At 59.7% G+C, this 11,642-nt stretch carries 9 protein-coding genes, 1 tRNA gene and 2 rRNA genes; 3 read left to right on the forward strand and 9 right to left on the reverse strand.

Annotated features, from left to right (window positions below):
• Positions 1-324: 324 nt before the first annotated feature.
• From ACO07N_RS08310 to ACO07N_RS08320, 3 genes are all read left to right on the forward strand, one after another.
• Positions 325-3,350: ribosomal RNA gene (locus tag ACO07N_RS08310) — 23S ribosomal RNA — on the forward strand.
• A 60-nt stretch (positions 3,351-3,410) separates the two neighbouring features.
• Positions 3,411-3,525 (forward strand): 5S ribosomal RNA (gene rrf / locus ACO07N_RS08315).
• Positions 3,526-3,611: 86 nt separating this feature from the next.
• Positions 3,612-3,688: transfer RNA gene (locus ACO07N_RS08320), tRNA-Met, on the forward strand.
• Positions 3,689-3,883: 195 nt separating this feature from the next.
• On the opposite strand, the gene ACO07N_RS08325 is transcribed toward ACO07N_RS08320, so the two are convergent.
• The 9 genes from ACO07N_RS08325 to ACO07N_RS08365 are packed head-to-tail and all read right to left on the reverse strand — an operon-like array spanning position 3,884 to position 11,642.
• A complete protein-coding gene (locus tag ACO07N_RS08325) occupies positions 3,884-4,804 on the reverse strand; it encodes a LysR family transcriptional regulator (protein WP_421980566.1) in 921 nt (306 codons plus the stop codon).
• 28 nt (positions 4,805-4,832) lie between these two features.
• Positions 4,833-5,486 (reverse strand): aspartate/glutamate racemase family protein, encoded by a 654-nt coding sequence (locus ACO07N_RS08330; protein WP_421980567.1) that lies wholly within the window; start codon positions 5,484-5,486, stop codon positions 4,833-4,835.
• 12 nt (positions 5,487-5,498) lie between these two features.
• Positions 5,499-6,962 carry a dihydropyrimidinase gene (gene hydA, locus ACO07N_RS08335; protein ID WP_421980568.1) on the reverse strand — a complete coding sequence of 488 codons (1,464 nt, stop codon included), beginning with the start codon at positions 6,960-6,962 and terminating at the stop codon, positions 5,499-5,501.
• Between the two features lie 17 nt (positions 6,963-6,979).
• A complete protein-coding gene (locus tag ACO07N_RS08340; protein WP_421980569.1) occupies positions 6,980-7,765 on the reverse strand; it encodes an SDR family oxidoreductase in 786 nt (261 codons plus the stop codon).
• On the reverse strand, positions 7,755-8,693 hold the full coding sequence (locus ACO07N_RS08345) for a dihydrodipicolinate synthase family protein (protein ID WP_421980570.1): 939 nt from the start codon (positions 8,691-8,693) through the stop codon (positions 7,755-7,757). Before ACO07N_RS08345 ends, ACO07N_RS08340 begins: the two co-directional genes overlap by 11 nt.
• A 36-nt stretch (positions 8,694-8,729) precedes the next feature.
• On the reverse strand, positions 8,730-9,344 hold the full coding sequence (locus ACO07N_RS08350) for a flavin reductase family protein (protein WP_421980571.1): 615 nt from the start codon (positions 9,342-9,344) through the stop codon (positions 8,730-8,732).
• A 4-nt stretch (positions 9,345-9,348) separates the two neighbouring features.
• Positions 9,349-10,278, reverse strand: coding sequence for an N-carbamoyl-D-amino-acid hydrolase (locus tag ACO07N_RS08355; RefSeq protein ID WP_421980572.1), 930 nt, complete (start codon positions 10,276-10,278; stop codon positions 9,349-9,351).
• Positions 10,279-10,293: 15 nt separating this feature from the next.
• Complete coding sequence (locus ACO07N_RS08360) at positions 10,294-10,959, reverse strand: amino acid ABC transporter permease (protein WP_421980573.1); 666 nt, start codon at positions 10,957-10,959, stop codon at positions 10,294-10,296.
• Positions 10,959-11,642, reverse strand: a complete 684-nt coding sequence (locus ACO07N_RS08365) for an amino acid ABC transporter permease (protein WP_421980574.1) — start codon at positions 11,640-11,642, stop codon at positions 10,959-10,961. The genes ACO07N_RS08360 and ACO07N_RS08365 overlap by 1 nt, the downstream gene beginning before the upstream one ends.

Raw genomic sequence — 11,642 nt, forward strand, 5'->3', positions numbered from 1 at the left:
TGTTTGTGTGTTTTGAAGGAACCAGCATTCAGTTGGTAGTCAGCTTGACCGCATGACTGTTCGGAAGATCTCGTGAAACTGGTCTTAATTAATCAATGATCGGTTTGTTGGAAGCTTGCAGGCTCTCGAGTGTAAAAGGTACTCGGGTGTTTTTGCTTGTGGATGGCAGGCCAATGATGATCGTTTGTGCTCAAGTAGTCTGCCCGCGATCCCCGCAGCCCGTGAGGGCGAGGAGACGCAAGAGGGGAGTGCTGCGGTAGCGCACAAAGGGTCATGCTTAAACGTGCGTGAGCACGTTGAAGGATGAGCATTGATAATGAGAGTGATCAAGTGTCTTAAGGGCATTCGGTGGATGCCTTGGCGACAAGAGGCGATGAAGGACGTGATACGCTGCGATAAGTCATGGGGAGCTGCGAATAAGCTTTGATCCGTGAATTTCCGAATGGGGGAACCCACTCCGTATGGAGTACCCGTTAAGGGAGCAAACCCGGGGAACTGAAACATCTAAGTACCCGGAGGAAAGGACATCAACCGAGACTCCGCTAGTAGTGGCGAGCGAACGCGGACCAGGCCAGTGGCTATATTTTAAGAACCGGAACCGTCTGGAAAGTCGGGCCTTAGTGGGTGACAGCCCCTTACGGGTAGAAAGAGATATAGTCCTTGAGTAGGGCGGGACACGTGAAATCCTGTCTGAACGTGGGGGGACCACCCTCCAAGCCTAAGTACTCCTTGTCGACCGATAGCGAACAAGTACCGTGAGGGAAAGGTGAAAAGCACCCCGACGAGGGGAGTGAAACAGACCCTGAAACCGGATGCCTACAAACAGTTGGAGGGCGGTCTTCAAATTCTTCGGATTTGAAGGCCTGTTCATTTGCGCTCACGCATGAGCGGCCCTTTGGGCCTATGCTCCGCGAGGGCGGCCAAACGTGGCCGGCGCGCAGTCGCGCTTGCGGCGCTCATGCGCCGAAGTCTTTTTCCATGAGAGTGTTTTATGGAGAAGACGTCGAAGCCGTCAGGCTTCGCAAGGCCGACCGGCCGCCGCCGCTTATGCGGCGCGCCCGTGCAGCGCCAGCACATCTTTGATGTGCGGTACGGCGCGTGAACGATAAATGAAGGTCATTTAATGCGAAGCATTTGATGACCGCCTGACAGCGTACCTTTTGTATAATGGGTCAGCGACTTAATTTAACGAGCAAGCTTAAGCCGATAGGTGTAGGCGCAGCGAAAGCGAGTCTGAATAGGGCGATGAGTTCGTTGGATTAGACCCGAAACCGAGTGATCTAGCCATGGCCAGGTTGAAGGTGCGGTAACACGCACTGGAGGACCGAACCCACGCCTGTTGAAAAAGTCGGGGATGAGCTGTGGCTAGGGGTGAAAGGCCAATCAAACTCGGAAATAGCTGGTTCTCCGCGAAATCTATTTAGGTAGAGCGTCGGATGAATACTCTCGGGGGTAGAGCACTGGATGGGCTATGGGGGCTTACCGCCTTACTGATCCTAACCAAACTCCGAATACCGAGAAGTACTATCCGGCAGACACACAGTGGGTGCTAACGTCCATTGTGGAGAGGGAAACAACCCTGACCGCCAGTTAAGGTCCCTAAGTTATGGCTAAGTGGGAAAGGATGTAGGACTCCCAAAACAACCAGGATGTTGGCTTAGAAGCAGCCATCATTTAAAGAAAGCGTAACAGCTCACTGGTCTAAATAAGGGGTCCCGCGCCGAAAATGTACCGGGGCTCAAGCCATACACCGAAACTGCGGGTGCATCTTTGATGCGCGGTAGCGGAGCGTTCTGTAAGTCTGCGAAGGGATACCTGTGAGGGGTCCTGGAGATATCAGAAGTGCGAATGCTGACATGAGTAACGATAAAGCGGGTGAGAGACCCGCTCGCCGAAAGTCCAAGGGTTCCTGCGCAACGCTAATCGGCGCAGGGTTAGCCGGCCCCTAAGGCGAGGCCGAAAGGCGTAGTCGATGGGAATGCAGTTAATATTCTGCAGCTTGGTGGTAGTGACGGATGCAGTGTGTTGTATCTCCTTATTGGATTGGGGGTGCAGCGAATGTGTTCCAGGAAATAGCTCCACCTTATAAACCGTACCCGAAACCGACACAGGTGGACTGGTAGAGCATACCAAGGCGCTTGAGAGAACTATGCTGAAGGAACTCGGCAAAATGCTCCCGTAAGTTCGCGAGAAGGGAGACCTCAGTTCGGGCAACCGGATTGGGGTGGCACAGACCAGGGGGTGGCGACTGTTTATCAAAAACACAGGGCTCTGCGAAGCCGCAAGGCGACGTATAGGGTCTGACGCCTGCCCGGTGCTGGAAGGTTAAGAGGAGGTGTGCAAGCACCGAATTGAAGCCCCAGTAAACGGCGGCCGTAACTATAACGGTCCTAAGGTAGCGAAATTCCTTGTCGGGTAAGTTCCGACCTGCACGAATGGCGTAACGACTTCCCCGCTGTCTCCAGCATAGACTCAGTGAAATTGAATTCCCCGTGAAGATGCGGGGTTCCTGCGGTCAGACGGAAAGACCCCGTGCACCTTTACTACAGCTTCACACTGGTATTCGTCACGACATGTGTAGGATAGGTGGTAGACGTTGAAGCCTTGGCGCCAGCTGAGGTGGAGTCACCCTTGAAATACCACCCTTGTCGTCATGGATATCTAACCGCGGTACAACAATATCCGGGACCGTGTGTGGCGGGTAGTTTGACTGGGGCGGTCGCCTCCCAAATGGTAACGGAGGCGCGCGAAGGTGGGCTCAGAGCGGTCGGAAATCGCTCGTTGAGTGCAATGGCATAAGCCTGCCTGACTGCGAGACTGACAAGTCGAGCAGAGACGAAAGTCGGCCATAGTGATCCGGTGGTCCCTCGTGGAAGGGCCATCGCTCAACGGATAAAAGGTACGCCGGGGATAACAGGCTGATGATGCCCAAGAGTCCATATCGACGGCATTGTTTGGCACCTCGATGTCGACTCATCACATCCTGGGGCTGGAGCAGGTCCCAAGGGTTTGGCTGTTCGCCAATTAAAGTGGTACGTGAGTTGGGTTCAGAACGTCGCGAGACAGTTCGGTCCCTATCTGCCGTGGGTGTAGGAGAATTGAGAGGATCTGTCCCTAGTACGAGAGGACCGGGATGGACGTACCTCTGGTGGACCTGTTGTGGCGCCAGCCGCATTGCAGGGTAGCTATGTACGGAAGGGATAACCGCTGAAAGCATCTAAGCGGGAAACCCACCTCAAAACCAGTTCTCCCTGAAGAGCCGTGGAAGACCACCACGTCGATAGGAAGCGTGTGGAAGTGTGGCAACACATGAAGCTTAGCTTTACTAATAGCTCGTTCGGCTTGATCGCTCTCATTAATCAATGCTTATCTGAAATAGACCAGTTCACGACAAAACTGCGCTTCGCCGGCCTGGTGGCCTCAGCGGGGAGCCCCCACCCGATCCCATCCCGAACTCGGCCGTGAAACTCCCCAGCGCCAATGGTACTGCATCTTAAGGTGTGGGAGAGTAGGTCGCCGCCAGGCCTGCTAAACGCAGTTTGACATTCTTGGTGCGCTACCGCCTGTCGGCTGCTTGAGCGCCAAACTCTTCAACGAATTCTCGACCTTCACGCGGGATGGAGCAGCCCGGTAGCTCGTCAGGCTCATAACCTGAAGGTCGCAGGTTCAAATCCTGCTCCCGCAACCAACAAAACAGCCGCCCAACAGGGCGGCTTTTTTGTTGGAAGGGGTCGCCGATTTTAACTTGACAGGGTCCCCGGAAGGAGGACAACGTCCGACGCAACGGGGCAGAAAACAATCAAATCCTGCTCCCGCAACCAAAACACCCACACACAGCCCGCATGGCAATTGCCTGCGGGCTTTTTGCATTGAAACCTCCTGACTAGACCAGCCCGGAAGGGTCTTTACGGGCAAGTTCCCGTTTGACCTGTTCGATGAAATCGATGGCGATGCGCGGCATGTTTGCGCCGCGCCGGACGGCGACGCTCGCCACGATCTTGGTCTCCGGTACGAAGGGCCGCGTCACGATATTGAGATTGCTGGCAAACAGGGCCGAATAGGGGTCAACGACCGCCGCACCGATACCCTGTGCGGCCAGAATGCACGCCGTGTGACAGTACCGCGCCTCCACCTTGGCGTCGAAGGGAGTGCCAGTTTCCTCAAAGGCATGTCGGATCGTGGTGCCGATGTGGCTCTCCAGGCCGATAAGGCGGCTGCCCGCGAGGTCCTGCGGACTGACAACCGTGCGCGATTCGAGCGGATGTCCGGTCGGCAGCACGCAGACCATGTTCTGTTGCGCCAGTTCGATGACATCGAGATCCAGATGGGTCTTCAGTCCGAGCACGAAGCCCATGTCGACGATGCCCATCTTGACGTTCTGCAGGACGGTGTCGAGCCTGCGCACAGAGTAGCGCACGGTTGCGTTGGGGCGGTCCTCGAGGAAGGCGGACAGAATGCTCGGCAACGCGCCGTGACCGAGCGGGGGCGTCGTTGACAGCCGCAGCCGGCCGGACTTGGCCGCGCGCAGTTCCCGGGCTTCCGTCTCGATGTTGCGCAGGATCGAAAACAGCGGTTCGACTTCCGCCAGGAACAGGCGCGCATCCTCCGTCGGTTGAAGCTTTCGCCCGGTGCGCTCGAACAGGGAGAAGCCGAGCTGTTTTTCCAGGGCGCTGATGCCATTGGAGACCGCGGGCTGGGAAATGCCGAGATCTTCGGCAGCGCCGACGGTTGTCTGGCAGCGCATCAGGGCTTCGAAGATCTCCAGAAGCCGGAGGCTCAGGTCATTCTTCCGGGTAATCTTCAAGCGCGGCTCCGGGCTTGCTCTAATGGATCTATGGCGTCAGCAGCACAGCGCCCAAGGCCTGCCCGACAGCCGCCTGGGTGGGGTCAGTCACGGGCAATCCTATGGCCTTTTCAAGCTTTTGGCGATGCCGCGCCATGCCGGCGCAGCCCAGAACAAGTGTGTCCGCAAAATCCAGCTCCTTCAGCTCGGTGGCGACTTCCAGGACGCGGCCGAACGCTTCGTCGCTTTCTGCTGCTTCGACGGACAGGTGCAAGGGCCGTTCCGCGGCGAGCCGGCTTTCCACGCCGAGCCTGCGGACATAGGGCAGATGGCGGGCAATCGACCTTGGGCTGAGCGCAATTACACCCGCTCTTTCCCCTTTCTGCAGAGCGGCAAACAGGCCGCTTTCCTGGATCCCGAAGACCGGCTTGGACAGCGCTTCGCGGCAGGTCGCCAGGCCCGGGTCCGAATAGCAGGCAATGACGAAGGCATCCGCGTCCTGCCGGTCCAGCATGAGATCACGCAACGGCAGGATCACGCTGTCGACGTCCTGCTGGGTCTCCACGCCGAACGGGCCGCTTTCCAGGGTCACGCACTCGATCAGCGGACCGCCGGCAACGCGCAACGGCTCGACAGCTTCCGAGAAGCCTTCGGTGACCGCCGGATTGGAATTCGGATTGATGACCACGATCTTTTTCGGCATGTCGGTCCGGTCCTAGAAAAGGTTTGCGCCAAAGTTTGTCGCCGGCATCATTTCCGGCGCGCGCGCGGGAACGAAACCGGTGCCGTCGAATGGCAGGCGTTTGACGAACTGACCGGCACCGCGCTCGGCCTTGAGTTCTCCGCCATCGACGATGACGTTGCCGCGGTTGAGCACGGTGACCGGCCAGCCGGTCAGTTCCATGCCTTCGAACGGCGTATAGTCCATGTTGTCGTGCATGCCGGCGGCGGTCACCCGGGTTTTCTTCTCCGGATCCCAGATCGCGATATCCGCGTCCAGCCCGATGGCGATCGACCCCTTGCGGTCCTGCATCCCGAACAGCCGGGCGGCGTTGGTCGACGTCAGCGCAACGAACGCGTTCAGCGACAGGCGGCCCGTCGCGACACCTTCGGAAAACAGGAGCGGCGCCCTGAGCTCGATGCCCGGCAGCCCGTTGGCAATCCTGTTGAAGGGCGGATTGCTGCCGCTCGACAACTTGCCGGTTTCATCGAATCGGTAGGGTGCGTGATCCGAGGAGTAGAGCTGCAGGGTTCCGGCATTCAGGTGCCGCCACAGAACATCCTGCGTGGCCTTGTCCCTGAGCGGCGGCGAGCAGCAGAACTTCGCGCCTTCGGCGCCTGGCCGGTCAAGGTCGTCGGCGGTCAGGAACATGTATTGGGGACAGGTTTCGCCAAAAATCATGTGGCCGTTCATGCGTGCGTCGGCAATCGTCCGGGCACCTGCGTCGGTGGAGACATGCACGAACAGCAGCGGGGCTTCGACGAAGGAGGCCAGGGCAATGCCCCGTTGAATGGCCTCGGCTTCTGACGCGGCCGGATGGCTGACCGCGTGATATTTCGGCGCCGTGTAGCCGCGGGCAACCAGGCGGTTCACCATCCACTTGATCAGCGCATTGTTTTCGGCATGCACCATCGTCAGGCCGCCGTTTTCCTTGGCGGTAACCAGAATATCGAGCATGGCCTCGTCGGAAACGATCAGCTTGTCATAGGTCATGAACACCTTGAACGAGGTGATGCCGCGCTCAAACGCCATCGGCAGTTCTTCGTTCAGAACGGTCTCGGTCGGGTCGGACACGATCAGGTGGTAGGAATAGTCGAGAACGGATTTCGGCGCTGCCCGGTCGTCATAGATCCGGATGACATCGGTGATGGTCTGGCCGCGATGCTGGGCGGCAAAGGGGACGATGGTCGAGTTGCCGCCGAATGCCGCCGACACGCTGCCGGAGTAGTAATCGTCCGACGTCATGGCCCCGGTGGCGGACTCCTGCTCGATGTGGCAATGGGTTTCGATACCGCCCGGCAGAACCAGCTTGCCGCTTGCGTCGAGTGTCCTTGCCGCGCCGTCCAGTCCGAGACCGAGTGCTGCGATACGGCCGTCCCTTATGCCGATATCGGCCTTGAACGTATCGGTCGCGGTGGCCACGGTTCCGCCCTTGATGATGAGGTCATAGTCAGCCATGGGTTCGGTGCTCCTCGTCAGACAGATTTGATCAGGCCGCCGTCACAGCGCACGACGCTGCCGGTGACATAACTTGCGCGGGCCGAACACAGGAAGGCGGCGACATCGGCGAATTCCTCGACGGCGCCGTAGCGGCCAGCCGGAATGGTCGCCCTGGAAGCGGTCCGGATCTCGTCGATGGATTTACCCTGGCGCTCGGCCGCCTTGCCGTCCAGTTCGTCGACACGGGCGGTGTGAATTCTGCCCGGAACAAGCACGTTGGAGGTGATGCCGTTGCTGGCGGCTTCAGCTGCGAGCGACTTCGACCAGCCGATGAGGGCGGAGCGCAGCGTGTTCGACATGGCCAGGTTCGGGATCGGCTGCACCACGCCGGACGTTGCGACCGTCAGGATGCGACCCCAGCCGTTTTCGGCCATGCCGGGCAGGCAGAGATTTGTCACTTCGATCAGCCGCGTGACCATCGTGTCGAACTGCGAGCGCCACAGGCCGGCGGAATGTGCAGTGGTGGGGCCGGGAGGCGGGCCGCCGGTATTGTTCACCAGAATGTCCACGCGTCCGAGTTTGGCACACGCTGCCTGATAAACATCGCCTGCCGCTGTTTCTGCAGAGAGGTCGCACACCACGTAGTCGGCTTTGTGCCCGCTCCTGTTCAGCTGGCCTGCAGCCTCCGCCAGCTTGTCTTCCGACCGCCCTGACAGGCAGACATGGGCGCCTTCCCTTGCCAGGGCAGCCGCGATGCCGAGGCCCAGTCCCTGGCTGGAGGCCAGAACGAGCGCGCACTTGCCGTCGAGTTCAAGATCCATGAGCCATGTCCTTCAAATGCATGTCGAGACGGGCGAGAAGTCTGTCCAGATCCGCAATGTCTTCCGCCGTCAGTTTGGGTCCGGGCCGCCGTGTCGCGGCCGACGAAAGCGCGCCGCGGCGTTTCAGGATTTCCTTGCGGATTGCGAGCCCTGCTCCCGGCTGCTGTTCGAGGCGAATGATCGGCAGGTAGGCATCGAACAGGTCGCTAGCCTCCGCCGTCCTGCCGGCGCTGCAGAGGTTGACCACGCCCACCAGCATCTCAGGAAACGCGAAACCTGTCATGGCGCCATCCGCGCCGCGGATCATTTCTTCGGGAAGAAACAGTCCGCCGTTTCCGCACAGGATCGACACGCGGCGGGCACCGGTTTCGGAGGCTGCTGCGCGGACAGCGGTCAGCTTGTTCAAACCCGGCCAGTCCTCATGCTTCAGCATGACCAGTTGCTCGAAGTCCTGAACGAGCCGATTGAACAGGGCGGCTGAAATCGAGACGCCTGTGCTCAACGGAAAGTCCTGGTAGCAGACCGGAACACCGGGGCCGAGCGCTTCGAAGACCTGCGCGAAATAGCCGTAGTGTTTGTCTTCGGTCGTCAGACCCCGCATGGGGGCGACCATGACACCCGCCGCACCGCGGTCCATGGCCGCATGTGACAGCTGTGCCAGGTTGTCGATACCGGGACTGGAAACCCCGACGATGACCGGCACACGTCCGGCGACCCGTTCGAGCATGTGGGTCAGAAAGGCGGTGGACTCGTCCCCCGACAGTTTTGGCGCTTCTCCCATCATGCCGAGGATGGTCATGCCGGTTACGCCCTTGTCGAGATAAAACTCCACGAGCCGGTCGGCGCTGGCATAGTCGATGGCACCGGTGTCCGTGAACGGTGTGGCTGAAATGATGAAGACGCCCCTGGCGTCCACAGTCAGCTTCATGTGTGTTCTCCTCCAAACATGACGGTCCGCAGGCGGCTAGCTGCCGGGCTGCGGAACGGTAAGATTAAAACGGTCTTGCGTTTCGCAATACTCGGTGCCGTGCAGCCGTCCGACCGGCATGTAGGCGGACGCATCGACATGCAGGGTCGCGGCGTCGACCAGGCCGGGCCTGGCATGCAGGGCGAGTATCTCGGCGATGCACAGATGCCGGAGTGGCGTGATCTGGCGCATTTCGAACAGGCGGCATTCGAAGCGGATCGGCGCTTCGGTAATACCGGGCGGCGCGACGATATGGGATGGCGTCGATGTCAGGCCCGCGAAGTCGAGTTCGCTGCGGTCCGGTCCGAGATCCGCAGCGCAGGCCGCCATTTCGGACGCCATGTGCCTGTCCGCAAGGTTTATGACCAGTTCGCCGCTCTCCATGATGTTCCGGGTCGTATCCTTGATTGTCCCGGTGTCGCGGCGCGATTCCAGTCCAAGGATGGCAAGCGCGGGATCTTCGGAAAAGACGTTGAAGAAACTGAAAGGCGCGGCGTTGACCACCCCGTCGGGCGAGATCGTGCTGACCAGCGCGATCGGCCGCGGGACCACGGTGGCGGTGAGAAGCTTGTAACGCTGCTGCGGCAACAGGGCCGTGAAATCCAGGAACATCAGCTCATTCCTGCGGCAGTACGGTGCCGGTCCGCTCGGTGATCAGACCGTAGTGCTCGATCCGCCGGTGCCGGGCGAAGTCGAAGATCGTTTCCTTGCCGAAGTTGCACAGGTCGAGATCGCAGGCGTGGACGAGGATTTCGTCGTCCTCTGTCTTGCTTTCGGCAACGATCTTTCCGTTCGGATCGACAATGAGACTGCCGCCGATCAGGGGATGCCCGTCCTCGACGCCGGCCTTTGCGACCGCGATCACCCAGGTCGCATTCTGGTAGGCGCCCGCCTGAACGCTCAGGCGGTGATGGAACAGGCGGTCCTCCGGCCCTTCCTGCGACATCTGGGAATTGACCGCCGGTGTGTTGAAGCCGAGCATCACCATCTCGACGCCCTGCAGCCCCATGACGCGATAGGTTTCCGGCCAGCGCCGGTCATTGCAGATACACATTCCCAGAATGCCGCCCTGGCTTCGCCAGACCGGAAATCCGAGGTCTCCGGGCTCGAAGTAGCGCTTTTCCAGATGCTGAAAGGCACGCTCGGTATCGTAGTCCGCATGGCCCGGAAGATGGACTTTCCGGTATTTTCCGATGATGTCACCTTGGGGTGACACCAGGATGGAGGTGTTGAAGTGGTGCCCGTCCGGCGTTTTTTCCGCATATCCCAGATACATGCCGATGCCATAGGCCTTCGCGCGGTCGAAAAGCGGCCGGGTTTCCGCCGATGGCAGCTCCGTTTCGAACCAACTGTCGACCTCCGCCTGATCCTCCATGTACCAGCGCGGGAAAAATGTCGTCAGAGCAAGCTCGGGGAAGACGGCGAGCGTCGCGCCGGCATCCTTTGCCCTGTCGAGGAGTGCAATCATCCGCTCAACCACGTCCTTGCGCGTATCGGCCTTCTGGATCGGGCCCATTTGCAGTGCGGCGGTTACGATCTCACGCATCAATCGATCTCCTGATCATGTCGAAAGCTTGCGTTCCAGGCGGCTGCCCAGTCGGACGGCCGGCCACAGGAGCACAAGATAGAAGCACGCAGCCATGACGATTGGCGAAGCGTTGTAGGTGACGGAACGGGCCATGTCGGCAGAGTAGAGCAGTTCGGCAAAGGCGACGACACTGGCAAGCGATGTCAGTTTGACCACTTCGATCGTGTTGCTGACAAGGTCGGGCAAAACGTTCCTGACGGCTTGCGGCAGGATCACGTAGACCATGGACTGGAAACCGGTGAGACCGGTCGATCTCGCGGCCTCGTCCTGGCCCGTGCCGATCGATTCGATCCCGGCCCGGTAGATCTCGCCGTAATAGGCGGAATTGTTCAAGAGGAAGGACAGGCAGACGGCTGCGAACGGGCTGAGGCGAATGCCGGCAAAGGGCAGCCCGGCCGAAATCATGATCAGCAGCGCCAGCGGGGGGATGGCCCTGAAGATGTCCACCAGAACGGCGACAGGCCATCGGATCCAGCGCCTTTCGGATGTGCTCAGCAGAGCGACGGCAAGTCCGCCGAGAAGCCCGCTGGGAATGACGACGATGCAGAGCAGCAGCGTCATGCCGAAACCGCGCAGCATGATCGGCCAGGCCTGGACCATGATGTCGACATTGAAGAACTGGAGCAGGATCTGTTCCATCAGAGCCGCCTCCAGGCATAGGCCTTTTCAAGCCGCCGTCCCGCATAGACCACCGGAATGAAGAGGATGAGATAGGCGATCGTTGCCATCATCAACGGCGTTGCATTGGCTGCGAAGGATTGAGCCGTGGTGGCCTGATTGAGAAGTTCGGGAACGCCGATCACCATGCCGAGTGCGGTGTTCTTGGTGATCGCGATCGTCCGATTGGTCAGCGGCGCGACCGTCATCCGCACCGCCTGGGGGATGACGACGTAGATCAGGGTCTGAAAACGCCCCAGCCCGGTCGACCGCGCTGCCTGCCATTGGCCTTCCGGAACCGAGAGAATGCCCGCCCAGAAGATCTCCTCGGCAAAGGCCGACAGCACCAGCGTCAGCACAATCCACAAGACGAGGAACCCGGAGAGATTGATCCCGAGATTCGGCAGGCCGAAATAGAGAATGAGAATGAGAACGAGCGGCGGCAGCGCCCGCAGCAGATCCACGAAGATGACGATTGGCAGATTGATCGCCCTGAAGCCGTAGCTGCGCAGAACCGCGAGCGCGAGGCCGAGCGAAATGCCGCTGACAATGACCAGGATCGCGATCTGGCAGGTCACGAACAGGCCGCTGACGATATCGGGCCAGTATTGCTGCATCACCTCCGGTTTGAAGAAGGTGTCCACGAAGCGGTCGAAACGGGTCAT

The organism is Roseibium sp. (assembly GCF_965229775.1).
Classification (GTDB): Bacteria; Pseudomonadota; Alphaproteobacteria; order Rhizobiales; family Stappiaceae; genus Roseibium.